This window comes from Afipia sp. GW823-FHT06G09 (assembly GCF_058794875.1).
The window spans coordinates 452,271-477,559 of the sequence record NZ_JBXAHF010000004.1 but is presented as its reverse complement, the minus strand read 5'-3'; the positions used below and the strand labels follow the sequence as shown (position 1 = coordinate 477,559).

The window sequence follows — 25,289 nt, the reverse complement described above, 5'->3', positions numbered from 1 at the left end:
CTCTGCGGTTATCCGCAACCTGCAAATGAGTCTTCAATTTTCAACAAATTGCACACAATCGCCGAACAACTAGGCGGACAGCGTGCGCGCCAGCCACACCGTTAGTCCTCCGCAGGACTGATCCTCGACGACATGCTGCACGGTTGAAAAGCCGTGCGCGGCGAGCAGCGCCTCATATTCCGCCGCATCAAGGCTGGCGTGATAGAGCGCCTCGCCCTGATACGAGCCGATCGCCTCGCCGGCACGCGGCCCGCTGGTGAACATCAGCGCTGCGCCCGGACCGGCGTGATCCGCAAAAATCCTGAACATCTTGCGCTGATCGTCCGGCGTCAGATGGAAGAAGCTGTTCCAGGCCACAACGCCGCCGAAGCGGCGCGACAGAGAAACCTCGCGCATGTCGCCCGCGATCCACGTCTCACCTGGAAAGCGCGAGCGGCACAGCCCGATCAGCGTCGGCGCTGAATCGACACCGGTGACGCGATACCCTGCTTCGATCAGATAGCGTGCGACCGGCTCGCCCGACCCGCAGCCGAGATCGAGTACGTCCGCACCGTCCGGCATGACATCCCTGAAGCGCTCGAACCAGGCGCGCTCCACCAGCCGGTTGCCGCGATCCCGATCGAATGCCGTGGCGTGACGCTCATACAGCCCGCCAATTTCTTTCGACGACGCATGCCACTCGAGTGTCCGCGACATGAAGCGGGCGTCGTCGCTATAGCTGCGCAACCCGGACTCCAGTATCGGATCGTGAACGGCTTCAAATCCCTGACGTTGCCAGAAGCCTGCAGAGCCGTTGACCGCTATCAGTGACATGTCGGGCAGACCGCAGGCGGAGGCATGATCCGCGAGCCAAACGACGACGCTTGTTGCCGCGCCGGTGCCCTGCACCTCCGGCGCCAGCGCAAGATCGTGGATGTAGAACGTCGATGGCTGCGGCGGCAGTGCGCCAAGCAGCGCGTTCAGCGACGGCGGTTCCAGATGCCGCCATGGATGGCTGACGACATAGGCGACGAGACCCTGCTCGCCCTCCAGCACCCGGCAACCGTCCGGATAGAGCCGCAGCCGCTCGGCAAACACCGCTTCATCCTCCGGATAGTCCGGATGAATGCGGCTAGCGAGAGCATTGACGGCCGGAAGATCGGCCTCCGACATGGGGCGCCAGCGGCCCGCCCGGGAATGAAGCGTCGAACTCATGGCGTCCCTGTACCATGCCCTGCCCGGCTATACTCCGGTCTTTTGGCATTCCGGCCTTGTGCCACGCGACGGCGCCTTTAAAAGACTGCTCACGCTGGCCGCCCAATCCGGCCGTTACGAAAAGGATGCCTTTCGGATGCCCGTTGATCTCTCCGCCCGCATCGCCCTCGTCACCGGCGCATCGCGTGGCATCGGCTACGCCACGGCGCGCGCGCTGGCGCGAGCCGGCGCGCATGTCATTGCGGTGGCGCGAACACAAGCCGGCCTCGAGGAGCTGGACGATGCCATCCGCGCCGACGGCGGCAATGCTACGCTGGTGCCGCTCGACATGACCGACCTCAACGGTATCGCGCGCCTTGGTGCCGCACTGAACGAACGCCATGGCAAGCTTGACATTCTGATCGGCAATGCGGGCGTCGCGGGTACGTCCTCGCCGCTCGGTCACACCGATCCGAAATTCTGGGACAACATGTTCGCGGTGAACACCACCGCAAACTTCCAGCTGATCCGCTGCATGGAGCCGCTGCTGCAAAAATCCGACGCGGGGCGCGCGGTGTTCATCACCTCCGGCATCGCTCACAAGGCTACCGCCTATATGGGGCCCTATGCCGCATCGAAGGCCGCGCTCGATGCGCTCGTGCGCGTGTGGGCGAACGAGACCGCAACGACACCGATCCGCGTCAACCTGTTCAGCCCCGGACCGATCCGCACCCGCATGCGCGCCACCGTGATGCCCGGAGAGGACCCGATGATCCTCGACACACCGGAACAGGCCGCAGAATTCATTGTGCCGATGTGCGCACCGTCCTGGACCGAGACCGGAAAGTTCTTCGATTACCCGTCGAAGACGCTCAAGAACTTTCGCACGCCGGTCGAGTAACGTCCGCCACAAGGCCCCGCGGTTGACACTCCTCACGTCCCCCTGTTCAATTTGCGCAAGCCCGCACAAAGAGGCTGGCGCATATTTGAGGGGAAACGGAATGGCATTGAAAATTGCAGCCGCAATCGCTGCTCTCGCGCTCGTTAGTACATCGGCATTGGCAGGCGATCCCAGCGGCACGTGGCTGCGCGACACTGGCGCATCGAAGGTCAAGATCGGCTCGTGTGGCGGCGGCGCGTATTGCGGCTCGCTTGTGTGGCTCAAGCCGGGCGTCGAAACGCCTGCCAAGGTCGGCCAGCGCATTTTCTACGACATGAAACCGGACGGCACGGATGCGTGGAAGGGCTCCGCGTTCAATCCGGAAGACGGCAAGACCTATGCCGGCAAGATGTCACTCTCAGGCGGCACGTTGACAACAGCAGGCTGCGCCATGGGCGGAATGATCTGCAAGTCCTCGACATGGACACGGGCGAACTAAGCCGCCGGTGAATCAGAAGCGCTCCATTTTCCAGATGGCGGAGGATCGACATGGACGCGACCGACAAGCTGTTCTCGGGATCAATTCCCGAGATCTACGACAGGCTTTTTGTTCCTCTCATTTTTCAACCTTATGCAAACGACCTCGCCGAGCGGATCGCCAAGGTCGATCCCGCAAATGTGCTTGAGACCGCTGCCGGAACGGGTGTCCTGACGCGAGCCATGGTATCGCGGCTTCCCGCCCGGACCCGGATCGTGGCAACCGATCTCAATCAGCCGATGCTCGATCATGCCATGGCGAAGCAATCTCACCCCGGCCGGGTCACATGGCGGCAGGCCGACGCGCTCGCCCTGCCATTCGGAAATCAGGAGTTTGACGTCGTTGCCTGCCAGTTCGGCGCGATGTTCTTTCCCGACAAGGTCAAGGGTTTCAGCGAAGCCCGCCGCGTCCTGAAACCGGGCGGCCATTTTTTCTTCAATGTGTGGGACCGGATCGGCAACAACGAATTTGCCGATGTCGTGACCGCGTCACTGGCCACGTTATTTCCGCAAGACCCGCCGATGTTCATGGCCCGCACGCCGCACGGCTACCACGATGTTGCGAAAATACGGGGCGAGCTGGCCGCTGCGGGCTTCACCGGCATTTCCCCTGAAACCGTCAACCACAAGAGCAAAGCTGCATCACCGCGCGACGTTGCGATCGCCTACTGTCAGGGAACACCGCTCAGAAATGAAATCGAGACGCGCGATGCATCGCTGCTCGAAAAGGCGACGGAGGTCGCGGCGGACGCGCTGGCGCGCCGATTTGGAAATGGACCGATCGACGGCCTCATCCGGGCTCATGTCATCACCGCCACGAATTGATTTAGCGAACGAACGACATCATACGCCGGATCATGTAGTCGACGTTGCCATAATGATGGTGGCGGCGGCCACGTGCGCGGCGCGGCGTATCCGCGTCGTTGCGGGCGATGGCGTTTTCATCCAGGGCGCTCATCCGCTTCGGGCCGATGGCATCGAAGCTCGCCTTCTGCTCGTCGTTGAGCGATCCATAGAAACTGTCCAGCGGCGTGCGGACGGTCTTCACCGCCTGCAGCATGGTATCGAGCCGCTTGCCGACAGCCGCGAGCCGCACCGGCGGCGTGTTCGCATTCTCCGACACGCAGGATGATTTCAGCATGTCCGATGCCTTGGCTGCGGCGCTCTGGAGAGCTTCCAGTCCCTTGCGCTGATCGTCAGTCGGCTTCACCGCCTGATCGATCATCGCGCCCGGCCAATCGGTCACGCCGGGCTGTGACACATCACAGCTCGGCCGCGCCGTCGCCATGGTCTGTCCGGACCGTGCGGGCCGTTGCCGCTGCGCGAGCGCGTTGAACTTCGCCTTCTGCTCGTCGCTGAGAAGCCCGTAAAACTTCTCGAGCGGCGGCTGCACGGTTTTCACCGCTGCCACCATGGCCTCGATCCGCTGCTGCATCACCGCAAGGCGACGCGGCGCCGTCAGCGCAATGTCAGTCGGGCAAGTGGCCTTGATGTCCTGCCCGGCTTTCAGCGAAGCGTTGGCGAGATCGTCGAGCGCCGCGCGCTGCGCCGCATCAGGCGCAAGCGCTTTCTGGATCGCGTCGATCGGCAATCCGGCGATGTCGCGGCTGTCCTCGCCGCACATTTGTGTCAGGCTGACACGATCATTCGGATCGGCCGAGGCAAAGGACTCCCGGCCCCTCCCGCTCCGCGCGGCATAACCTGGCAGATAGCCGGAGTAGCCGATCAGATCGTCGTAGCCGTAAGGCGCGAAGATGCCCGCGTAGATGTCGGGATATCCATAGTCCCAGAAGGCCACGTCGTAGTCGTAGCCCCACAGCGAGTAACCGTAGATGTCATAGAAGGCGAACGGCCAGAATACCGGCCCCACCCATCCGAAACCGCCGTGACGGTGACGCCACCAGCCATGATTTCCATGCCAGCCCGCCGTCGCCAGACGTGTTGTGACGAGCGCGCGGGTTGCCGGGTTACGAAGCGCGGTGGTGTTGCGCAGGGCCCGGTTGACCGGACGGGCGTGGAACGCATTCCGCACTGCGTTTGCATTGCGGGTGTTTCGAACGTTCAGCGCTCTTGTGCTCGAGGTCCCCAGTGCGTTGCGAGCAACGGCGCCGCGAGACGAGTTGAACCGCGCGCTGCGGTTGAATTGCCGATTGTGGACGGCGTAGGACCGCCCACCCCGGTAGCTCGGCCGGGAAAATGAACGGGACATATACGGCCGGGCGTGGAAGGCATGTCCGCCGCCCATCCGGACGCCGCCGCCACGGAACGCCGCGCCACCACCGCGGAAGCCTCCGCTATGGAAGCCTCCGCCATGGAAGCCGCCCCCACGAAAACCACCGCCGCCGCCGTGGAAGCCGCCACCTCCGCCGCCCCGGAAACCTCCGCCTCCGCCGCCATGGCCGCCGCCGGGCCTTGCTGAGGCGGCGTCATAGGCCGCGAGGAAAAACAGCGCGCCGAAAACCAGCGCAAGGAGCGTAACGAATCCTGACCTGACAATCGGCATGGCACCCTCCGCTGCAACGGACAACGGGAGCCGCACATGCGGGTCCCGACGGCGCGAAACCTGGATCAATCCATTAAGTGATAAATTGTTCCGTCTGCCGGAATCTCAAGACTTCCGCTTCGCTTTATGTGCGAACGGGTTGTCCTTCTCCCGCAGCGTGATGCGGACCGGAGTGCCGGGCAGTTCGAAGTAACTGCGCATGCTGTTGATCAGGTAGCGCAGGTAGGATTCCGGGATCGCGTCCGAGCGCGAGCAGAACACCACGAAGCTCGGCGGACGCGCCTTGGCCTGTGTGATGTAGTTGAGCTTGAGCCGCCGGCCCGACACCGCCGGCGGCGGATTGGTCTGGACCGCTTGCTCAAACCAGCGATTGAGCGATGCAGTCGAGATACGCCGGTTCCAGACACCGTAGGCGTCCTCGATAGCGCTCATCAGCCTGTCGATGCCCTCGCCCATCATGCCGGACACCGCGACGATGGGCGCGCCGCGCACCTGCGGCAGCCAGTGGTCGGCATCCTCGCGCAGCCGGGCGATCTGGTTCGGCGCGCGCTCCATCAGATCCCATTTATTGACGGCAATCACGAGGGCGCGGCCTTCCCGCTCGATCAGATCGGCGAGCCGCAGGTCCTGCTCCTCGAACCTGTTCTGCGCATCCATCATCAGCACCACGACTTCCGCGAAGCGGACCGCGCGCAGTGCGTCCGAGACCGAAAGCTTTTCGAGTTTGTCCTCGATGCGCGAACGCCGCCGCAGGCCGGCGGTGTCGAACACGCGAAACTCGCGGCCCTTCCACATTACGTCGACGGCAATGGAATCGCGCGTGGTGCCGGCTTCGGGGCTGGTCAGCAGCCGTTCCTCGCCGAGCAGGTAATTGATCAGCGTTGATTTGCCCGCATTGGGTCGTCCAAGGACGGCGACGCGGATCGGGCGCGTCGACAGGTTCTCATCCTCGCCGTCCACGTTCTCGAACGAGTCCGGATCATCCTCGTTCTCATCGGTTTCGGCCGGCTCCGGCATCAGCACGCGTAGCGCGTCGTAAAGATCGCTGAGCCCTTCGCCGTGTTCGGCGGAAATCGGGATCGGATCGCCGAGCCCGAGCGCGTAGGATTCCATCGCGCCCGCTTCGCCGTGCTTCCCCTCGCTCTTGTTGGCGACCAGCACCACCGGCTTGTTGGCGCGGCGTGCGAAGTCCGCGAAGGCGCGATCGGTCGGCGTCAGTCCCGCGCGTGCATCGATCACGAACATCAGTGCGTCGGCCAGCGCGATCGCCGCTTCGGTCTGCTCCTGCATCCGCGCGGTCAGCGAGCCCTTCGGGCCTTCATCGAGACCGGCCGTGTCGATCAGGGTGAATTCGAGATCGCCCAGACGCCCGTCCCCCTCGCGGCGGTCGCGCGTCACACCCGGCTGGTCATCGACAAGCGCCAGCTTCTGCCCAACCAGCCGGTTGAACAGGGTCGACTTGCCGACATTGGGCCGGCCGATGATCGCGATGGTGAAGGACATGGGTGATCCGTTCGCCCTTTACGGACCTCGTGTCAATAAAGGGATCAAAATGCGCGGCGCAAAGGACCGCGCCGGGAGTCTAAATCAGCGCGCGAAGCCCCCGCTTGGCAGTGGCGCAGGGAATGAGGATGGCGCCTGCTGCTGGGGCGCAGCCTGCTGCGGCGCTGGCGCGGCCTGCGCTGCAGGCTCTGGATCAGGCTCCGGCGCCGTAATGCGGGTTCGCTTGGGCTTCTTCATCTTCGGCGCAGCCGCGCCGGGCTCATCCACGGGCTGCGGGAACGGTTCAGCCTCCCGCGTCGCGGACTTGCGCGATTTGGCCTTCGGCTCCGGTGCAGGCGGCGGGGTCTCGGCTACCGGCGGCGGCGGATCCTGGCGGGCGCCCTTGTACATGTCCCTTGGCACGCCCTGCTCGACGCCCGGCACGCCCTCGGGAAATACCGGCCTGCGCTCACCGGGAATCTTCTTCTTGGTGTCGAACCAGTCCATCAGATCGGTCGGATCGAAATTGCCGCTGGAGCAGCCGGCAAGCGCGAGCGACATCGTGGCAAGAATGGTGGCGGCAATCAGGCGTTGCGGACGGCGCATCGATGTCTCGCTTCAGCTTTTCGCGGCGGGCGGCAGCAAGGCCTGCAGTGCCTCGGCACGGCTGCGCATGCTTGCCGGCGTGCGCGCATCGTTGCCGATCATATCCAGCCACTGACGGGCAGCCGTCGCATCGTTGGCCCGGTAGGCCGACAGCGCCAGCAACTCGCGGGCGGTATGCCGGAAGGTCCGGCCCTCGCCGGTCGCCGGCTCAAGGCGCTGGCGCATCTCCGCGTAGGGTTCACTTTCCATCAGCAGACCGGCAGCGCGAATACGCGCGAGATCCTGCTGGGACGCAGAGACCGCGGGATCGGCCGCAATGGCGTCGTACAGCTTGGCAGCGGCCTTCGGATCGGCGGCAGCGGCATCCGCAGCGGCGCGCAGACGCGCCAGCACGCGATAGCCCTTGGAGCCGTCGGCTACGATCTTGGCGAAGGCAGCCTCGGCCTCGCTTTTTTTGCCCTCTTCGGACAGCGTGATCGCAGCCTCGAAGGCGGCCCCGGCCTCGGCGGCCTTCTTGGCCTCCAGATACTGGTATCCGCGCCAGCCGCCGACCGCCGCAATGATCAGAATCGCTCCCGCGATGATGAAGATCGAATAGCGCTCCCAGAGCTTCTTGAGCTGCTCCCGGCGCAAGTCCTCGTCGATTTCATTAAATATTTCAGACACTTAATTGTCCCGCCCGGTCTGTTTTGAAAGAGCTGTGGCCGCACCACCCGCCGCGCAGCCGCCGCGGCTTCCCCGATGTGACGCGGCGATACAGTACCGGTATGGCGACTGCAAGGCAAAGTCAGCCGGATCAAAGTGTTAACACTGTTTTGGAGGCCCCCTCGGCGGCATCGTTGCTTTGCCCCGACCGGCTGCTACAACCCGTCAACTCTCGGGAGAATCCATGACACACAGCTTTTCGATCAACGACGACGTCCATCATCAAAGTCAGGGACCCCAGGGCCGCGCCCAGAAAATCCAGTCGAACGTCTACACCATCGTCGGCTGCATGCCGATCGAGGCGGATGGACGCGTGCGATATCGCATCCGAAGCAAGACCGAGAACATCGAGCGGATCGTGACCGAAGAGCAGCTCAGCCGCTCCCAATAAGTCTGGCTGCTTCCGTGCGACAGCGTTACGCCGTCGCACTCTCCGCCGCACCCGTCACATCTCGCCCGCGCCTCAGATCGGACGGCGTACAGCCGTAGCGCTTGCGGAAGACCCGGTTGAAATAGGAAATATCGTTGAAGCCGCATTTCAGCGCGATCGCGCTGATGGACTGCGCGCGGTTGTCGGGATCGAGCAGCATCCGCGAAACATATTCGAGGCGGGTATCGAGAACGAAGGCCGTGAACCTCGTTCCTTCGGCCGCGAACAGCTTCCTGACGTAGCTCGACGAAATACCCTGATGCGCGGCGATGTCGGCGAGGCACAGCGCAGGATTATCGATCTGTGAAACGATGTACGCCTTGATCGCGCTCAACCGCGAACTGCGCATCGCAAAAGAATAGCCATCCATGAAATCCATCCACCCTTGGGGCGATGCCCGCCCAAGGGTGTGTCGCTGGATAGACACAGCCGGTTCAAATCGGGGTGCGGGTAGCGTTTAGTCCAAGAACGTGCCGCGCAGTCCAAGACTCGCTTTCTCCGCACTCCTAGGTTCGCGCCACGATGATTTGCGCCGTCGAACCGGGACTGTTCGCTGACAATGAACACAGCCCCGGACGGCTGGGCAGATGAATTCATTCAGATCATACGGAGAAAATTATGAGAAAGCTTTTTGCTGCCGCAGCGTTGATTGCAGTGACGTCGGCATCGGCATCGGCGGCCGATCTCGGACCGCGTTACACCAAGGCGCCGGTCATGGCGCCGGTGTGGAGCTGGACCGGCTTCTATATCGGCGGTCATGTCGGCGGCGGCTGGAGCGATGGCGACGCGACCGCGACTGTCTCGGGATTCGGTCCCTTTGACACCGCCAGACTGGGCGGCAACGGCAGTGGCGTCGTTGGCGGCGGCCAGATCGGCTACAACTGGCAATTCGCGCCGAACTGGGTGCTCGGCATCGAAGGCGACATTTCCGGAACGGGAATTCGCAAGTCGAGCTCAGCACCCATCACGCTCGGCGGAGCGCCGATAGGCGCAGCGTTTACGCACGAGGCTGAGCGCAACATTGACTGGATGGCAAGCGTACGCGGCCGGTTCGGCTATGCTGCGGATCGCTGGCTTGTGTATGTGACCGGCGGCGCTGCCTGGGCCGACATTAACTACCGCACCAACCTCACCGGATTCGGACTTTTCAATTCCGGCAACTTCAACACGACCAAATCGGGTTGGACTGTCGGCGGCGGCGCTGAATATGCATTTGCCAACAACTGGACCGCGCGGCTCGAATATCTCTATTACGATTTCGGCTCGGAGGCGGTGTCGAACGTGTCGGTTGTGGCCCCGCCTCTCGCGTACAACACCACTTTCAGCACAAAGGTGAATGTCGTCCGTGCAGGCGTGAACTACAAATTCTGAGTCCTTAGGTGGCGCGGCCTCACGGTTGCGCCATCAATTCTTTTCTCCAGTTTCGAAACTCAGGCCCGGTGCACTGCGCCGGGCTTTTTCATTTCGTTCGCGATGCACGCGCTATCGCGCGCACGCCCTGAATCAAGACGGGCGAACTGCGCGAAAACGCATTTCAAAATGCGCCAGTACCGCTGACCTAACCTCTTCAAATTGCTGGCGGAACGTGACTTGCGGGTAACAGCCTTTGGCTGCTTTTTGTGATGGAATTTTCTCAAGGGCATTTCCGGCTCGACTGCCAAACTCAGACATTTTTTTGGGGAGTGCATCATGCGGAAATTACTTAAGACGACGGCCTTCGCGGCCCTCACAATCAGCAGCGCATCTCTAGCCTACACAGTCAGTGCATCTGCCGCGGACATGGCTCCGCGATACAAAGCCCCTCCACCGATTGTTGCTCCTGTGTGGAGCTGGACCGGCTTCTATGCGGGCGTCCATGTCGGCGGCGGCTGGAGTGACTCCGACATCACCCAGAGAAACGATCTCTTTCCGGGATTTGATACAGCCTCATTCGGCAACGGCAACCAGGCAGGCGTCGTGGGTGGCGGCCAGATTGGTTACAACTGGCAGTTCGCACCCAACTGGCTGCTCGGCATCGAAGGCGACTTCTCCGGCACAGGCATCCGCAACAACAACACCCGTCCAATCACCGCGGGCGGCGTTCCGATCGGCCCCTTCGGCTTCAACCATGTCGCGGATCAGAACGTCAATTGGCTGGCCACCATTCGCGGCCGGCTCGGCTGGGTGTGGGATCGCTGGCTGATCTACGGCACCGGCGGCGGCGCCTTCGCCGACGTGGACTATCGCACCGACTACACCGGCTTCGCAGTGAACAACCCTCTCACAACAAGCCGAACATTATCCGGCTGGGTTGCAGGTGGCGGCGTGGAATACGCAGTCTCCAGCAACTGGATGGTGAGAGCTGAGTATCTCTACTACGACCTCGGCAACGAAACGGTTCTCAATCCAACGAGTGCGCCGGGATTCAACCTCGTGACCACCTACGACAATCGATTCCATGTCGTCCGGGCAGCCGTGAACTACAAGTTCTGAACGGTAACGGCGCGGCTTCACAGCCGCGCCGCTTTGCTATCCGAATCTCCAGTTTTCAAACTCAAGCCCGGCGCGATGCGCCGGGCTTTTTGCTAAACAACTGTTCGTACGTATCAGCCCTTGGGCTTGATGCCGTAAACATGCTCCGGCCCCGGAAACGCGCGCGAGCGCACTTCCTTCGCATAATCCTGAATCGCGGCCTCGATGCCCGGCCCGAGATTGCCGTAGCGCTTGACGAACTTCGGCACCCACGGCGAAAGCCCCAGCATGTCTTCCAGCACCAGGACCTGACCGTCGCAGGCATTGCTGGCGCCGATGCCGATGGTCGGGATCGAGACAATCTCCGTGATGCGGCGGGCCAGCGGCTCGGCCACCGCTTCCACGACAATCGAGAATGCGCCGGCCTGCGCCACCGCGCGCGCGTCATCCTGAAACGGACCGCTGCCGTTCTCGCCCGCAGCGATCTTGATCGCCTCGTCCTTGCCCTGCGACTTGAAGCTGCCAAGCGTGTTGATCGACTGCGGCGTCAGACCGATATGTCCCATAACCGGGATGCCGCGCGTGGTGAGAAACTCGATGGTCTCCGCCATGCGCACGCCGCCTTCCATCTTCACGGCGCCGCAATGGGTTTCCTTCAGAACACGCGCCGCGGAATGAAACGCCTGTTCCTTCGAGGCCTCATACGATCCGAACGGCATGTCCACTACGACGAGAGCCTCTTTCGAGCCGCGCATCACTGCACGGCCTTGAAGGATCATCATGTCGAGCGTGACGGGCACCGTCGTCTCGAATCCGTGCATCACGTTGCCGAGCGAGTCGCCGACAAGAATGACGTCGCAATAGCGGTCGACCAGCGCCGCAGTATGCGCGTGATACGACGTCAGCATCACGATCGGATCGCCGCCCTTGCGCTTGAGGATATCGGGCGCGGTCTTGCGCTTCACCGCTGTCTGCACGGACATGTCTTAAGCTCCAATCACAGGGACGCCGATTACGAGAGGATGGAATGCGAAGGCCAGCGCGGCATAGACCACGACGCCAACCGCAACCGCGATCAGATCGTTGCCGACGCCGCCAACCGGAATCGGCGGCGCACCGGGATCCTCGCGGCGCTTGAGCGAAATGCGGTCGTATACCGCCCATGCCAGAACCGACCCGAACAGGATGATTGATCCGAGATCGCCGTTCGCGAGAAGATGCAGCAGCGCCCACAGCTTCACGCCGGCCAGCATCGGGTGCTTCACCGTCGTATAGATGCGGCCACGGATATAGGATGCCACCACGAGGATCACCGCCGGCAGCATCAGCGCCAGCGCAAGGTGGCGCAGCGCGACCGGCGGATACCACACGTTGATCCACCCGGTGGCGCGATAGACGCTGAAGCCCCACGCGATCAGCGCGAGCCCTGCGAACGACACCAGCGCATAGAGAATTTTGTAACCGCCCTCGCCGAGCCGCGGGATCACAGCGGCGCGCGGACCGCGCAACGTGGTCAGCGTGTGGACGCCGAGAAACAGCGCCAATCCGGCGATGAGGATCAACAAGCCCATCTGCCCGCCCCTCCCTTTTCCGCTCTGCTCGCAGCGGTTTTCAGCACCGCCTTCCGAGACATTCCACCGCGCGCGGGACCCTGTTAATGTCCGGCGGCATCGTGCCCCGGTATCACTTTTAGGGTGCGGCGCGCAATGCCGCTTCTGCATCGCAACCCTGCTCCAAGTTCTTTCCGGCCCAATGAAATCCCTTGCAATCGCTACGCTCGCGCTGGTTCTCGCAGCGCCCGCCTTGAAGGCCCATGCGGCCGAGCCAGCCTGGCCGCCGAAAATCGTGAGAATCATTGTGCCCTATGGACCGGGTTCGACGCCGGATCTGGTGGGGCGGATTGTCGCCGACGATCTTCAGGCGCGCCATCCCGGTGCGAGTTTCATTGTCGAGAACAAGCCCGGCGCAGGCGGTAACATCGGTACTGATGCCGTCGCCAAGGCCGCGCCCGACGGCGCGACGCTCGGGATCAGTCTCGGTGGCCCGCTCGCCATCAACACCCTGCTGTTCTCGAAGCTGCCTTACGATCCCGCCAGCGACATTGCGCCGGTGACGATGCTGACTTCGCTGCCGAGCGTGCTTGTCGTGCCCACGAGTCTCAACGTCAATTCAGTGGCCGAGTTTCTGGCGATGCTCCAGCGTAAGGGAACGCCGCTGGCCTTCGGCTCGATCGGCGCGGGCTCGCTGTCGCACCTGACCATGGAAGCGATCGCGCAGCGCGCGGGCGCCTCCATGGTGCACATCCCCTATGGAGGCTCGCCGCAGGCGGTGACCGCCGTGATCCGCGGCGACGTGCAGGCCGCGTGCCTCCCCGCCATTGCGGTGACGCCGCAGCTCGCGGGCGGTCAGGTGAAGATCCTCGCGGTCGCGACCGCGCAACGCTCCCGTTTCCTGCCGGATATTCCAACGCTGAAGGAAAGCGGCATCGACGTGGAATCCGATGCATGGAATGCGCTGATCGCGCCCGCCGGCACGCCGCCCGCCTTCGTCGCGCAAATCAATGACGAAGTGCACGATGCGCTGACCAAGCCCAGCGTGCGCGAGCGGCTGGAAACGCAGCTGATCGAACCGGCGCCCTCGACGCCGGGCGCGTTGCGCGACCGGATGGACGCCGAGATCAGGCTGTGGTCCGATGTCATCAAGCGCGGTGACATCAGGATCAATTGATACCCGCAACGCAGAACAAGAAAATCCGGGAAGGAAGAACGCCATGAACGCCCCTGCCACCGTCGCCTTCGAGCGCAGCCACGACATCGTCATCAACGCGCCGGCGAAAGCAGTGTTCGATTACGTCACCAACCCGCAATCCTGGCCGGAGTGGCTGGCGGCGTCGCACCATATCGACAGCGAAAACCGTCCGCTCGATACCGGCGAGCTGTTCCACGAGAAATGGCACATCCGCTCGGGTGAAGTGTCGCTGAACTGGATCGTGCGCGCCTGTGTCAGCCCGAAGCTGTGGATCGTGCAGGCCGAGACCGACTTCATCGGCCCTATCGTCGTTCAGTACACCTGCGAGGATGTGAGCGGCGGCACGAAGTTCACCCGCACCCTGCGCAATCCCGCACGCAAAAAGCCGCCGACCGATGAGCAGATCGCCAACATGGATGCGGAAGCTGCGATCGGCTTAGGGAACATCAAGGCGAATGTGGAGAAGCGCGCAGGCAAGGCCTAGCGTGTAAACAGACGCAGCAGGATGTTGAGCCAGACAAGATCGCTGGCCGATTTCGATCCGCGCAACTTGCAGATTCCCGCCGCGCCGAGGCACATCAGCGTGCCGACTACGGCGATCAGCAGTGAGTGCTGCCATTTCGCGCCTTGCAGGGCCGCGAGCACATAACAAAGAACGAACATCAGCGGGGAAAGCTTGAGCAGCAGCACGGCAATCCGTTGCCGATGCTCGGGTGTATCCTGCTGCTCCGATGTGGTCTTCGGCTGATCGCTCATTGTCGCTCCCGTCGCCGATTGGTCCCATGCCGTGGCGGACAGGTTCAAGAGACGAGCGGACGCTCTCGCTCAGGCCTTCTTCTTCACATCCTTGACGGACGAGAACACGATGCCTTCGGCGCGCTCGCGGGTGTAACCGAGATAGAATTCGTTCTTGGCCAGGAACACCGGATCGCCATCGACGTCGTCAGCGACGCCGGAGTTGTTCGCCGTCAGGAACGCTTCCAGCTTCTTGCGATCGTCGGATGAAATCCAGCGCGCGAGCTGGAATTCGCTAATCTCGAAATCCACCGGCAGCGAGTACTCGGCGTCGAGGCGCGCTTTCAGCACGTCGAGCTGCAACATGCCCACCACGCCGACCAGCGCAGGCGCGCCGTCGCGCGGACGGAACACCTGCACGACGCCCTCCTCCGACATCTGCTGGAGGGCCTCCTTCAGCTTCTTCGCCTTCATCGCGTCGGTGAGGCGCACGCGGCGCAGGATTTCCGGCGCGAATGACGGCACGCCGACAAAGGTAATGTCCTCGCCCTCGGTCAGCGTATCGCCGATCCGCAGCGTGCCGTGATTGGGGATTCCGACCACGTCGCCCGCGAATGCCTCGTCCGCGATGGCGCGGTCCTGCGCGAAGAAGAACTGCGGTGACGACAGGCTCATGTTCTTCCCGGTCCGCACCAGCTTGGCCTTCATGCCGCGCGTCAGCTTGCCCGAGCACAGACGCGCAAACGCGATGCGGTCGCGGTGGTTGGGGTCCATGTTCGCCTGAATCTTGAACACGAACGCGCTCATCTTCGGATCGTCCGCCTCGACCTTGCGCTTGTCGGCGTCCTGCGCACGCGGCGACGGCGCGAAGCGGCCGAGACCTTCCAGCAGATCGCCGACGCCGAAATTGCGCAGTGCCGAGCCGAAATAGACCGGCGTCATATGGCCTTCGCGGAACGCCTGCAGATCGAACGGCTTCGAGGCTTCCTTCACCAGTTCGAGTTCGTCGGCGATCTCGCCGGTATCGAGATTGGCGTTGCGGCCCGCCAGATCGGAAATCTCGATTTTCTCCAGCGCGCCGGTCTTGGCGCCGCCGCCCTCCAGCAGACGGATGCCGCCGGTTTCGATGTCATAGGTGCCCATGAAATCGCGGCCGCGGCCGACCGGCCAGTTGATCGGCGAGGTGTCGAGCGCCAGCGTCTTCTCGATCTCGTCGAGCAGATCGAACACGTCGCGGCTTTCGCGATCCATCTTGTTGATGAAGGTCACGATCGGAATGTCGCGCAGGCGGCAGACCTCGATCAGCTTCAGCGTGCGCGCCTCGATGCCCTTGGCGGCGTCGATCACCATGACAGCCGAGTCGACTGCGGTCAGCGTGCGATAGGTATCTTCCGAGAAGTCCTCGTGGCCCGGCGTGTCGAGCAGGTTGAACACCAGGTTCTGGAATTCGAACGTCATCACCGAGGTGACGACGGAGATGCCGCGCTCGCGCTCGATCTTCATCCAGTCGGATCGCGTGTTGCGCCGTTCGCCCTTGGCCTTGACCTGACCCGCGAGATTGATCGCGCCGCCGAACAGCAGCAGCTTTTCGGTCAGCGTGGTCTTGCCGGCGTCAGGATGGGAAATGATCGCGAATGTGCGCCGGCGCGCCACTTCTTCGGCAAGCGGCGTCAGCGAGGCGGACTCGGCGGCAATAGCGGTGTCGGACATGATGCGAGCGTGTGGCAAAGAAACGCGGCAGGATCAAGGGTATTTGAACTCCATGCACTTGCATCTTCTTTGCCCGTGAGGCATGTTCAGGCAACGAGGACGGCCTCGATTCACTCACATATCCGCAGGGACGGCCCTGTTGTGGAGGTATTCGCCATGGCATGGACCATGCTGTTTGTTGCGGGTTTACTGGAGATCGGCTGGGCCATCGGCCTGAAATATACCGACGGATTCACAAAATTGACGCCGTCGGTCCTCACCATCGTGAGCATGATCGCCAGCGTCCTTCTGCTCGGCCTGTCGCTGAAGACGCTGCCGGTGGGCACTGCCTACGCGGTCTGGACCGGCATCGGTTCGGTCGGAACCGCCATCCTCGGCATCTGGCTGCTGGGCGATCCCGCAACCATCCTCCGCATCGTCTGCATCGGGCTGATCGTGGCGGGAATCGTCGGCCTCAAGGTCGTGGCGTAAGAAAGATCAGCGCCAGCCCGCCAGTGTCACGGCATAATAGGTGGCTGCTGCGACCAGCGCAGCGGCGGGGATCGTGAAGATCCAGGCCCAGACGATCGAACTCGCCACATTCCAGCGCACCGCCGACACGCGGCGCGCTGCGCCGACGCCGACAATTGCGCCGGTGATGGTGTGGGTGGTTGAGACCGGGACGCCCAGGAACGTCGCGGCGAACAAGGTCGCCGCCCCGCCCGTCTCGGCGCAGAATCCCTGCATCGGCGTCAGCTTGGTGATGCGCAGGCCCATGGTCCGCACAATGCGCCAGCCGCCCATCAGCGTGCCGAGCGCCATCGCCGCCTGACACGCAATCACCACCCAGAACGGTACGCTGAACTCGCCTCCGAGATAGCCCTGTGAGTACAGCAGCACCGCAATGATGCCCATGGTCTTCTGCGCATCGTTGCCGCCATGGCCGAGCGAATACAGCGAGGCCGACGCGAACTGCAAGATACGGAACGCGCGATCGACCGCGAACGGCGTCGAACGCACCGCCGCCCATGACACAATCGCCGTCAGCAACAGGGCGAGCAAAAATCCGACCAGCGGCGAGAGCACAATCGCAAGCAGCGTTTTTGACAAACCGCTCCAGACCATGACCGAAGTCCCGGCCTTGGCCATGCCGGCACCGAGCAGTCCGCCGATCAGCGCATGCGAACTGCTGGACGGCATGCCGAGGCCCCACGTCACCAGATTCCACACGATGGCGCCGATCAGCGCGGCAAAGATCACATGCGCGTCGATCACCTCGGGATGGATGATCCCGGTGCCGATGGTCTGCGCCACATGCAGGCCGAACACGGCGAAGGCGATGAAGTTGAAGAATGCCGCCCATGCCACCGCGTATTGCGGCCGCAGCACGCGGGTCGAAACAATCGTGGCGATGGAGTTGGCGGCGTCATGCAGACCGTTGAGGAAATCAAACAGCAGTGCGACGGCGATCAATCCGACCAGGATGGGGAAAGCGAGCGAGGCGTCCACTGTGCGGTCCTGACCTTAAACCTGCTCGATCACGATGCTGTTGATCTCGTTGGCCACGTCGTCGAAGCGGTCGGCGACCTTTTCCAGATGCTTGTAGATTTCCGCCCCGACCACGAAGTCCATCGTGTTGCCGTCGCGGTGCTTGAGGAAAAGCTCCTTCAAGCCGATGTCGTTGAGATCGTCGACGCGGCCTTCAAGCCGCGTGATTTCCTCGGTCAAAGCGGTCAGCGTGGTGACGTTCGCGCCCATCGCCTGCATCAGCGGCACGGCCTTGCCGACGAGATTCGCGCACTGCACGAGGATGGCGCCGATCTCGCGCATCGGCGGCTCGAAGATCCGCACTTCGAAAAGCATCACCGCCTTGGCGGTCTGCTGCATCTGGTCGATGGCGTCGTCCATCGCCGTGATCAGATTCTTGATGTCGCCGCGGTCGAACGGCGTAATGAAGGTCCGGCGGACGGCGGTCAGCACTTCGCGCGTGATCTGGTCGGCGTCGTTTTCGAACTGGTTGACGCGCTGGCAGTAAACCGGGGTCTCCTCCCCGCCGCGCATCATTCCTTCCAGCGCTTCCGCCCCCTGCACCACTGCCTGAGAATGCCGGGCGAACAGGTCAAAGAACCGCTCCTCCCGCGGCAGCAACCTACGAAACCAACCAAGCATTGATCTTTCTCCGGCACGACAGAACGCGTCACATATCTGTCATAAACCGTTTCGCAGACCAACAGGCGAAAGCCCGGCGCCCAAACGCCGGTCATCCACTGATTTATCGAGGCAAAACGCTCGTGAAATCGGGCGCTTACAGCGATCGCTTGAAATAGTGGGCGATTTCACCGATCACGCCGCGACGGAAGGTGAGCACGCAGATCACGAAGATCGCGCCCTGAATCACCGTCACCCACTGGCCGAAGCCGGCCAGATACTGCTGCATGGCGATGATCACGAAGGCGCCGACCACCGGGCCGAACACCGTTCCGAGGCCGCCGACCAGCGTCATCAGCACGACTTCGCCGGACATGGTCCAGTGCACGTCGGTCAGCGAGGCGTTCTGCGCCACGAACACCTTCACCGCCCCTGCCAGACCCGCCAGCGTGCCGGACAGGATGAACGCCAGCAGCTTGTACTGGTCGGTCTTGTAGCCGAGCGAGATCGCGCGCTGTTCGTTCTCGCGGATCGACTTGAGCACCTCGCCGAACGGCGAGTTGATGGCCCGGTAGATCACGAGGAAGCCGAGCAGGAAAATCGCCAACACCACGTAATAAAGCGTGGTTGGCTTCGACAGGTCGAACACGCCGAACATCATGCCTTGCGGAATGCCCTGGATGCCGTCTTCGCCGTGGGTGAACGGGGTTTGCAGGTAGATGAAGAACAGCAGCTGCGACAGCGCCAGCGTGATCATCGCAAAGTAGATGCCCTGGCGGCGAATGGCGATCAGGCCGGTCACGACGCTGAGCGCGGCGGATGCCGCAACACCCAGAATGATCCCGATCTCGGGCGAGACGCCCCAGACCTTCAGGGCGTGGGCGGTCACATAGCCCGCGGTGCCGAGGAACATCGCATGGCCGAACGACAGCAGGCCGCCGTAGCCGATCAGCAGGTTGAACGCGCAGGCGAACAGCGCAAAGCACAGCGCCTGCATCACGAAGTAAGGATAGAGCCCGGTCAGCGGCACGACGGCCAGCAGGACCGTCATGATGACGAACGCGATCATTTCGTCGCTGGTGCGGCCCTTCACGGGAGCGGCGTTGTCAGTAATCGTGGTCATGTCAGTTCGCCCGCCCCGTCAGTCCAGTCGGCTTTACGAGGAGCACCAGCACCATCAGTACGAAGACCACGGTGTTGGACGCCTCGGGATAGAAATACTTGGTCAGGCCTTCGATCACGCCAAGCGCGAAGCCAGTGATGATCGAGCCCATGATCGATCCCATGCCGCCGATCACAACCACGGCGAACACCACGATGATGAGATCCGCGCCCATCAGCGGACGCACCTGATTGATCGGCGCCGAGAGCACGCCGGCGAGTGCGGCCAGCCCCACGCCAAGACCGTAGGTCAGCGTGATCATGCGCGGCACGTTGATGCCGAACGCGCGCACCAGCGTCGGGTTCTCTGTGGCGGCGCGCAGATAGGCGCCGAGCCGGGTGCGCTCGATCAGGTACCAAGTCGCAAGACAGACCACGAGCGAGAATACAACGACCCAGCCGCGATAGATCGGCAGGTACATGAAGCCGAGATTGACGCCGCCTTTGAGCAGATCGGGAATGGCGTAAGGCAGTCCGGACGAGCCGAAATAGTTCTGGAACACACCCTGGATGATCAGCGCCATGCCGAAGGTCAGCAGCAGGCCGTAGAGATGATCGAGCCCGGTCAGCCATTGCAGCATGGTGCGCTCAAGCAGGATGCCGAAGCCGCCGACGATCACCGGCGCGAGGATCAGCGCCCACCAGTAGTTGACGCCGAAAAGGTTCAGCAGGAAGTAAGCAACGAACGCACCCATCATGTAGAGCGCGCCGTGCGCGAAATTGATGATGTTGAGCATTCCGAAAATAACGGCCAGCCCGAGACTCAGCAGCGCGTAAAACGAGCCGTTGATCAGTCCAACCAGAAGCTGGGCGTAGAGAGCTTGCATCGTATCGATTCTTTCGCGCGCAGTTGGAGCGATATTGAGAAATGCCCGGCGGCGCAAAGCCGCCGGGCGAATTTGCGATTACTTCTTCACCAGCGGGCAGACGCTTTCCGACAGCGGACGGAAGGCCTTGTCCATGGGCGTCGTGCCGACGAGCTTGTAGTAGTCCCACGGACCCTTCGACTCCGACGGCTTCTTTACCTCGAACAGATAGGCCGGATGAAGTGCGCGGCCGTTAGGCTCGATCAGGCCCTTGCCGAACAGCGCGTCGTCGGTCGGCATGGACTTCATCTTCTCCACGACGGCCTTGCCGTCGTGCGGGTTGCCGCCGAGTGCCTCGAGCGCCTTGAAGTAGTGCATGAGACCGGCATAGACACCCGCCTGCACCATGGTCGGCATGGCCTTGTTCTTCATGCGCTCAGAATAGCGCTTGGAGAACTGTCGCGTGCTGTCGTTCAGGTCCCAGTAGAACGTCTCGGTGAAGTTCAGGCCCTGCGCAACATTCAGGCCGAGCGAATTGACGTCGCTGATGAACATCAGCATGCCGGCCAGTTTCTGTCCGCCCTTGACGATGCCGAATTCGGCCGCCTGCTTGATCGAGTTCGTGGTGTCGCCGCCGGCGTTCGCCAGACCGACGATCTTCGCCTTCGAGGCCTGCGCCTGCAGCAGGAACGACGAGAAGTCCGACGAGTTCAGCGGATGCTTGACGCTGCCGAGAACCTTGCCGCCTGCCTTGGTCACGGCCGCAGTGGTGTCGCGCTCGAGCGCGGCGCCGAATGCGTAGTCAGCGGTGAGGAAGAACCAGGTGTCACCACCGGCCTTCACCAGCGCCGTGCCGGTGCTGTTGGCCAGCATGTAGGTGTCGTAGGTCCAGTGCACGACGTTCGGCGAGCACTGCGCGTTGGTCAGATCCGACGACGCCGCGCCGGAGTTGATCATGATGGAGTTCTTCTCGGTGACGACGTTCTTCACCGCGAGCGCAACGCCGGAATTCAGAACGTCGACGATCACGTCAACTTTCTCGACGTCGATCCACTGACGGGCCGTCGTGGTCCCGACATCAGGCTTGTTCTGGTGATCTGCCGAAATGACATCGATCTTCCAGCCCTTCTTGGCGAGGCCGGAGTCCTCGACAGCCATCTGCGCGGCAAGAGTCGAGCCCGCTCCACCCACGTCGGCGTAAAGCCCGGACATGTCGGTCAGGTTGCCGATCTTGACGACCTTGTCCTGCGCGAACGCGCTGGTTCCTGCGCCGACCATCAGCGCGGTACCCAGCATGAGTGCCGAAATCGTGTTTTTCATTATCTTTTCCTCCTGGATGCCGCTTGTTGCGGCGTTGTCGTTACTCGTGGACTTTCTGTTCTAAAAAGTTGCCGTTACACACCCAGATAGGTGTGCAGTTTCTCCATGTTGGCCTGGAGTTCGGAGTTTGCGAACGCATCGATGATCTTGCCGTGCTCGACGATGTAGTAGCGGTCGGCGACCGTCGAGGCGAAACGGAAGTTCTGCTCGACCAGAAGGATGGTGAAGCCTTCCGCCTTCAGGCGTTTGATCATGTGCCCGATCTGCTGGATGATGACCGGTGCAAGACCTTCGGTCGGCTCGTCCAGCATCAGGAAGCGCGCGCCGGTGCGCAGGATGCGGGCGATCGCCAGCATCTGCTGCTCGCCGCCGGACAATTTGGTGCCCTGGCTGCCGAGACGCTCCTTGAGATTGGGGAACAGTTCGAAAATCTGGTCGAGGGTCATGCCGCCGCCGCGGATGGTTGGCGGCAGCATCAGGTTTTCCTTGACGTCGAGGCTCGCGAAAATGCCGCGCTCCTCCGGACAGAACGCAACGCCAAGGCGCGCGATCTTGTCGGACGGCAGGCGGATCATCTCCTTGTTCTCGAACTCGACGGAGCCCGTGCGCTTGCCGATGATTCCCATCACCGATTTCAGCGTCGTGGTCTTGCCCGCGCCGTTGCGGCCGAGCAGCGTCACCACCTCGCCCGGGCGCACATCGAAGTTCATGCCGTGAAGGATGTGGGACTCGCCGTACCACGCTTCGAGATTCTTGACGGTCAGCACCGGAGCGCCCGCATTACTCATGGCCAGCTCCCAGATAGGCTTCCTTGACCTGCGGATGCTTCGTGAGCGTGGCGTAGTCGCCTTCCGCCAGCACCTTGCCGCGCGTCAGCACGGTGATCGTATCGGACAGGTTGGCGACGACGTTGAGGTTATGTTCGACCATCAGGATCGTGTACTTCTGCGAGATGCGCTTGATCAGCGCGGCGACCTTGTCGATGTCTTCATGGCCCATGCCGGCCATCGGCTCGTCGAGCAGCATCATTTCCGGATCGAGCGCCAGTGTGGTGGCAATCTCCAGCGCGCGCTTGCGGCCGTAGGGCATTTCCACCGCAGGCGTACTGGCGAATTCGCTGAGACCGACATCCTCGAGCAGTTCCCGCGCACGCCCATTGAAGCGGTCGAGCACCGACTTCGAGCGCCAGAAATCGAACGACGAGCCGTGCTGGCGCTGCAACGCGACCCGCACGTTCTCCAGCGCCGTCAGATGCGGGAACACCGCCGAGATCTGGAACGAGCGGACAAGACCCAGGCGCGCCACATCGGCCGGCGCCATCGCGGTAATGTCCTGCCCCTTATAGCGAATTTCGCCGCGCGTCGGTTTCAGGAACTTGGTCAGCAGGTTGAAGCATGTCGTCTTGCCGGCCCCGTTCGGGCCGATCAGTGCATGAATACTGCCGCGACGAACCTTCAGATTGACGTCGCTCACGGCCACAAAACCCGCGAACTCCTTGGTCAACCCAGAGGTTTCTAGAATGAACTCATCAGACAAGTAATTTCCCCCTGTCAGCCTTCACGCAGGTTTTCCGCGCGTGGCCGTTTTGGTTGCCGAGTCCCCCGGCTGTCAGAAAGCCGCCCTCGACCCGTAACTCGGCCGGGAATATGCAGCGAATTGTTAGCGATGCGCAAGCTGCAATGCTGCCCAGCGCACGATGCGTAATGCGCAAAAAGCATAATGTCCACCGCCACCTAGGGCTATTCCGGCTCTCTTTCAGGTGCCCGGAAACGCATCGTTAAGCCTAATATTCGCCCAAGTCTCCTCTTCATCAAATATTTCGACCGCAAACCGATGATTGCTGGCAAGGACTTTCCCTCAGTTGTAGCGGGGATTGCGGCCATGGATTTCGAAAGCGCAGGTCCGCCTGTCGTAAAGTCGATCAAGCAGCGCGAGCTTCTGAATTTCTGGCTGCGGCTCTATGCCAGGCATGAGCGCCTGCCGGCATTTGACGATTATCGTCCCGATCGTCTCGCCGATGAGCGCGACGACCTCGTCTACATCTTGGCCGACTGCTCCGGCGGCGCACCCCGGTTTTTCATCGAGAGCGACGGCGACCGGATGTCGATCGCATTCGGGACCGCCGGCAAGGGACGCGACCTTGAAGAATATATGGGCGCCAAACTCGCGCCGGTTGTCATGCCGATCTACCGGGAATGTGTCCGGAGGCAACTCCCGATGTTCACGATCTCGCAGGTCAGCGACCTTTACGGCCGCAAGGTCGATTACGAGCGGCTCCTGATGCCTTTCTCAGACGGTGACGGTGTCAACCGGATCATCGCCTCGCTGAAGACGATTTCCGACGACGGCGGCTTCGAGATCAGAAACCTGATGCGGGCGAACGATATGCCGCCGAACTACAAGTTGCGCGCCGTCATCGACCGGGACCTGTTCCACAAGGCTCCCGGGCGGATCGCGCCCGGCGACACCATCGAGTTCGTCTAACAATTACGACGGCTATGCACGGACGTTTTCCATCGCCTCGCCGAGTTCGATGGGATGCGCCATCGCTTCGTGCAGCTTGTCCTTGTCGAGTTCGCCTTCCCAGCGGCTGATCACCACGGTCGCAACGCCGTTGCCGATCAGATTGGTCAGCGCGCGGCACTCGCTCATGAACTTGTCGATGCCGACCAGGATCGCCAGCGACGCGATCGGAATATCCGGCACGATCGCAAGCGTGGCAGCCAGTGTGATGAAGCCAGCACCCGTTACGCCCGATGCGCCTTTCGAGGTGATGATCGCAACGCCAAGAATGCCAAGCTCCTGCCAGATCGTCAGATGCGTGTTGGTCGCCTGCGCAAGGAACAGCGTCGCCAGCGTCATGTAGATGTTGGTGCCGTCGAGATTGAAGCTGTAGCCGGTGGGGATCACGAGACCGACCACGCCGCGCGATGCACCGAGCCGCTCCATCTTCTTGATCATGTTGGGCAGCACGGTTTCGGATGAGCTGGTGCCAAGCACAATCAGAAGCTCATCCTTGATGTAGGCGATGAAGCGCAGGATGGAGAATCCCGCGAACCGCGCGATCCCGCCGAGCACCAGCAAGACGAACAGCATGCTGGTCAGGTAGAAAGTACCGATCAGCGCGACCAGATTCCACAACGCGCCGAGCCCGTAAGCGCCAACCGTAAAGGCCATCGCACCGAATGCGCCGATCGGCGCCGCACGGACGATGATGCGGATCACGCCGAAGAAGACTTTCGCGGCCATGTCGATGGCATTTGCGATCGGTTCGCCCGCGGGTCCCATGAAGGCAATCGCGAAACCCGACAGGATGGAGACCAGCAGCACCTGCAACAGATCGCCATTCGCCAGAGCGCCGATGAAACTGTTCGGGATGATCGCCATCAAGTGCGAGACGATCCCCTCTTCACTCGCCTTGTGGACGTAAGTCGCAACAGCCTTCGGATCGAGCGTCGCAGGATCGATGTTGAACCCGCTGCCGGGCTGAACGATTTCACCGACGAGCAGGCCCACCGCCAGCGCGATCGTTGAGACGACTTCGAAATACAGCAGAGCCTTAAGGCCCACGCGGCCGACGCGCTTGAGATCGCCCATCGAGGAAATGCCGTGCACCACCGTGCAGAAGATGACGGGCGCGATCATCATCTTGATCAGCGAGATGAAGCCGTCCCCGAGCGGCTTCAGCGCCTTGCCGGTGCCCGGATAGAAATGTCCGACCAGAACACCGAGTGCGATGGCAATCAGCACCTGAACATAAAGGATGGAATACCAGGGCGATTTTGTTGAGGCCGGTACTGATGGCGCGGCGGTGACTGTCATCGGAGATATCCTGAGGGAAGAGCGCGGACGGTAAAATGGCACGTCCCGCGACGGTGCGCCAGAACGTCGCACCCCTCAAGGAAAATCGGCGGA

Annotated in this window: 28 protein-coding genes; 10 read left to right on the top strand and 18 right to left on the bottom strand. The window is 62.3% G+C overall.

The window, feature by feature from the left end:
• Nucleotides 1-69 precede the first annotated feature (69 nt).
• The gene (locus tag AC1Q67_RS19110) at nucleotides 70-1,194 is read right to left on the bottom strand and encodes a GNAT family N-acetyltransferase (protein ID WP_492236758.1); all 1,125 of its coding nucleotides are present in this window, start codon (nucleotides 1,192-1,194) and stop codon (nucleotides 70-72) included.
• A gap of 136 nt (nucleotides 1,195-1,330) precedes the next feature.
• Here AC1Q67_RS19110 and AC1Q67_RS19105 point away from each other — a divergent pair, with 136 nt between their 5' ends.
• From AC1Q67_RS19105 to AC1Q67_RS19095, 3 genes are all read left to right on the top strand, one after another.
• Nucleotides 1,331-2,074 (top strand): SDR family NAD(P)-dependent oxidoreductase, encoded by a 744-nt coding sequence (locus AC1Q67_RS19105; RefSeq protein ID WP_492236759.1) that lies wholly within the window; start codon nucleotides 1,331-1,333, stop codon nucleotides 2,072-2,074.
• A 100-nt stretch (nucleotides 2,075-2,174) separates the two neighbouring features.
• On the top strand, nucleotides 2,175-2,552 hold the full coding sequence (locus AC1Q67_RS19100) for a DUF2147 domain-containing protein (RefSeq protein WP_024577532.1): 378 nt from the start codon (nucleotides 2,175-2,177) through the stop codon (nucleotides 2,550-2,552).
• A gap of 50 nt (nucleotides 2,553-2,602) precedes the next feature.
• The gene (locus AC1Q67_RS19095; protein WP_024577533.1) at nucleotides 2,603-3,415 is read left to right on the top strand and encodes a class I SAM-dependent methyltransferase; all 813 of its coding nucleotides are present in this window, start codon (nucleotides 2,603-2,605) and stop codon (nucleotides 3,413-3,415) included.
• Between the two features lies 1 nt (nucleotide 3,416).
• Here AC1Q67_RS19095 and AC1Q67_RS19090 read toward each other — a convergent pair whose 3' ends face one another.
• From AC1Q67_RS19090 to AC1Q67_RS19075, 4 genes are all read right to left on the bottom strand, one after another.
• Nucleotides 3,417-5,093, bottom strand: a complete 1,677-nt coding sequence (locus tag AC1Q67_RS19090; protein WP_492236760.1) for a Spy/CpxP family protein refolding chaperone — start codon at nucleotides 5,091-5,093, stop codon at nucleotides 3,417-3,419.
• A 105-nt stretch (nucleotides 5,094-5,198) separates the two neighbouring features.
• Nucleotides 5,199-6,596: a ribosome biogenesis GTPase Der gene (gene der / locus AC1Q67_RS19085; protein ID WP_024577535.1), complete on the bottom strand. Its 1,398-nt coding sequence runs from the start codon at nucleotides 6,594-6,596 to the stop codon at nucleotides 5,199-5,201.
• A gap of 84 nt (nucleotides 6,597-6,680) precedes the next feature.
• Entirely contained in the window at nucleotides 6,681-7,181 is a 501-nt protein-coding gene (locus AC1Q67_RS19080; RefSeq protein ID WP_492236761.1) for a hypothetical protein, read from the bottom strand.
• 12 nt (nucleotides 7,182-7,193) lie between these two features.
• Entirely contained in the window at nucleotides 7,194-7,847 is a 654-nt protein-coding gene (locus AC1Q67_RS19075) for a tetratricopeptide repeat protein (RefSeq protein WP_024577537.1), read from the bottom strand.
• A 223-nt stretch (nucleotides 7,848-8,070) separates the two neighbouring features.
• Here AC1Q67_RS19075 and AC1Q67_RS19070 point away from each other — a divergent pair, with 223 nt between their 5' ends.
• Nucleotides 8,071-8,277 carry a hypothetical protein gene (locus AC1Q67_RS19070; protein ID WP_024577538.1) on the top strand — a complete coding sequence of 69 codons (207 nt, stop codon included), beginning with the start codon at nucleotides 8,071-8,073 and terminating at the stop codon, nucleotides 8,275-8,277.
• Between the two features lie 25 nt (nucleotides 8,278-8,302).
• Here AC1Q67_RS19070 and AC1Q67_RS19065 read toward each other — a convergent pair whose 3' ends face one another.
• The gene (locus AC1Q67_RS19065) at nucleotides 8,303-8,686 is read right to left on the bottom strand and encodes a helix-turn-helix transcriptional regulator (RefSeq protein WP_492236762.1); all 384 of its coding nucleotides are present in this window, start codon (nucleotides 8,684-8,686) and stop codon (nucleotides 8,303-8,305) included.
• A 248-nt stretch (nucleotides 8,687-8,934) separates the two neighbouring features.
• Here AC1Q67_RS19065 and AC1Q67_RS19060 point away from each other — a divergent pair, with 248 nt between their 5' ends.
• Together AC1Q67_RS19060 and AC1Q67_RS19055 are read left to right on the top strand one after the other, a co-directional pair.
• Nucleotides 8,935-9,687, top strand: a complete 753-nt coding sequence (locus AC1Q67_RS19060; RefSeq protein ID WP_492236763.1) for an outer membrane protein — start codon at nucleotides 8,935-8,937, stop codon at nucleotides 9,685-9,687.
• Nucleotides 9,688-10,005: 318 nt separating this feature from the next.
• Nucleotides 10,006-10,788 carry an outer membrane protein gene (locus tag AC1Q67_RS19055; protein ID WP_024577542.1) on the top strand — a complete coding sequence of 261 codons (783 nt, stop codon included), beginning with the start codon at nucleotides 10,006-10,008 and terminating at the stop codon, nucleotides 10,786-10,788.
• 113 nt (nucleotides 10,789-10,901) lie between these two features.
• On the opposite strand, the gene panB is transcribed toward AC1Q67_RS19055, so the two are convergent.
• Both panB and AC1Q67_RS19045 read right to left on the bottom strand, forming a co-directional pair.
• Complete coding sequence (panB, locus tag AC1Q67_RS19050) at nucleotides 10,902-11,750, bottom strand: 3-methyl-2-oxobutanoate hydroxymethyltransferase (protein WP_024577543.1); 849 nt, start codon at nucleotides 11,748-11,750, stop codon at nucleotides 10,902-10,904.
• 3 nt (nucleotides 11,751-11,753) lie between these two features.
• Nucleotides 11,754-12,338, bottom strand: a complete 585-nt coding sequence (locus AC1Q67_RS19045) for an NnrU family protein (RefSeq protein WP_492236764.1) — start codon at nucleotides 12,336-12,338, stop codon at nucleotides 11,754-11,756.
• Nucleotides 12,339-12,519: 181 nt separating this feature from the next.
• On the opposite strand from AC1Q67_RS19045, the gene AC1Q67_RS19040 reads away from it, so the two are divergent.
• Nucleotides 12,520-13,494 (top strand): Bug family tripartite tricarboxylate transporter substrate binding protein, encoded by a 975-nt coding sequence (locus AC1Q67_RS19040; RefSeq protein WP_492236765.1) that lies wholly within the window; start codon nucleotides 12,520-12,522, stop codon nucleotides 13,492-13,494.
• Between the two features lie 43 nt (nucleotides 13,495-13,537).
• Nucleotides 13,538-13,999, top strand: a complete 462-nt coding sequence (locus AC1Q67_RS19035) for an SRPBCC family protein (protein WP_492236766.1) — start codon at nucleotides 13,538-13,540, stop codon at nucleotides 13,997-13,999.
• Here the strand turns inward: AC1Q67_RS19035 and AC1Q67_RS19030 are convergent.
• Together AC1Q67_RS19030 and AC1Q67_RS19025 are read right to left on the bottom strand one after the other, a co-directional pair.
• Nucleotides 13,996-14,271: a hypothetical protein gene (locus AC1Q67_RS19030; protein ID WP_492236767.1), complete on the bottom strand. Its 276-nt coding sequence runs from the start codon at nucleotides 14,269-14,271 to the stop codon at nucleotides 13,996-13,998. The genes AC1Q67_RS19035 and AC1Q67_RS19030 overlap by 4 nt on opposite strands.
• A 69-nt stretch (nucleotides 14,272-14,340) precedes the next feature.
• Nucleotides 14,341-15,960 carry a peptide chain release factor 3 gene (locus AC1Q67_RS19025; protein WP_492236768.1) on the bottom strand — a complete coding sequence of 540 codons (1,620 nt, stop codon included), beginning with the start codon at nucleotides 15,958-15,960 and terminating at the stop codon, nucleotides 14,341-14,343.
• A 156-nt stretch (nucleotides 15,961-16,116) separates the two neighbouring features.
• Between AC1Q67_RS19025 and sugE the strand changes: the two genes are divergently transcribed.
• On the top strand, nucleotides 16,117-16,431 hold the full coding sequence (sugE, locus tag AC1Q67_RS19020) for a quaternary ammonium compound efflux SMR transporter SugE (RefSeq protein ID WP_492236769.1): 315 nt from the start codon (nucleotides 16,117-16,119) through the stop codon (nucleotides 16,429-16,431).
• Between the two features lie 6 nt (nucleotides 16,432-16,437).
• On the opposite strand, the gene AC1Q67_RS19015 is transcribed toward sugE, so the two are convergent.
• From AC1Q67_RS19015 to AC1Q67_RS18985, 7 genes are all read right to left on the bottom strand, one after another.
• A complete protein-coding gene (locus tag AC1Q67_RS19015) occupies nucleotides 16,438-17,448 on the bottom strand; it encodes an inorganic phosphate transporter (protein WP_024574679.1) in 1,011 nt (336 codons plus the stop codon).
• A 15-nt stretch (nucleotides 17,449-17,463) separates the two neighbouring features.
• Complete coding sequence (locus AC1Q67_RS19010; RefSeq protein WP_024574678.1) at nucleotides 17,464-18,108, bottom strand: DUF47 domain-containing protein; 645 nt, start codon at nucleotides 18,106-18,108, stop codon at nucleotides 17,464-17,466.
• Between the two features lie 136 nt (nucleotides 18,109-18,244).
• Entirely contained in the window at nucleotides 18,245-19,210 is a 966-nt protein-coding gene (locus AC1Q67_RS19005; RefSeq protein WP_024574677.1) for a branched-chain amino acid ABC transporter permease, read from the bottom strand.
• Nucleotide 19,211: 1 nt separating this feature from the next.
• Nucleotides 19,212-20,075 carry a branched-chain amino acid ABC transporter permease gene (locus AC1Q67_RS19000; RefSeq protein ID WP_492236770.1) on the bottom strand — a complete coding sequence of 288 codons (864 nt, stop codon included), beginning with the start codon at nucleotides 20,073-20,075 and terminating at the stop codon, nucleotides 19,212-19,214.
• Nucleotides 20,076-20,153: 78 nt separating this feature from the next.
• Nucleotides 20,154-21,374 carry an ABC transporter substrate-binding protein gene (locus AC1Q67_RS18995; protein ID WP_492236771.1) on the bottom strand — a complete coding sequence of 407 codons (1,221 nt, stop codon included), beginning with the start codon at nucleotides 21,372-21,374 and terminating at the stop codon, nucleotides 20,154-20,156.
• Nucleotides 21,375-21,448: 74 nt separating this feature from the next.
• Nucleotides 21,449-22,162: an ABC transporter ATP-binding protein gene (locus AC1Q67_RS18990; protein WP_492236772.1), complete on the bottom strand. Its 714-nt coding sequence runs from the start codon at nucleotides 22,160-22,162 to the stop codon at nucleotides 21,449-21,451.
• Nucleotides 22,155-22,910 (bottom strand): ABC transporter ATP-binding protein, encoded by a 756-nt coding sequence (locus tag AC1Q67_RS18985; protein WP_492236773.1) that lies wholly within the window; start codon nucleotides 22,908-22,910, stop codon nucleotides 22,155-22,157. The genes AC1Q67_RS18990 and AC1Q67_RS18985 overlap by 8 nt, the downstream gene beginning before the upstream one ends.
• A gap of 345 nt (nucleotides 22,911-23,255) precedes the next feature.
• On the opposite strand from AC1Q67_RS18985, the gene AC1Q67_RS18980 reads away from it, so the two are divergent.
• Nucleotides 23,256-23,858 carry a PAS domain-containing protein gene (locus AC1Q67_RS18980; RefSeq protein ID WP_024574672.1) on the top strand — a complete coding sequence of 201 codons (603 nt, stop codon included), beginning with the start codon at nucleotides 23,256-23,258 and terminating at the stop codon, nucleotides 23,856-23,858.
• Nucleotides 23,859-23,870: 12 nt separating this feature from the next.
• Here the strand turns inward: AC1Q67_RS18980 and AC1Q67_RS18975 are convergent, their stop codons facing one another.
• Nucleotides 23,871-25,196, bottom strand: a complete 1,326-nt coding sequence (locus tag AC1Q67_RS18975; protein WP_492236774.1) for a dicarboxylate/amino acid:cation symporter — start codon at nucleotides 25,194-25,196, stop codon at nucleotides 23,871-23,873.
• Nucleotides 25,197-25,289 lie beyond the last annotated feature (93 nt).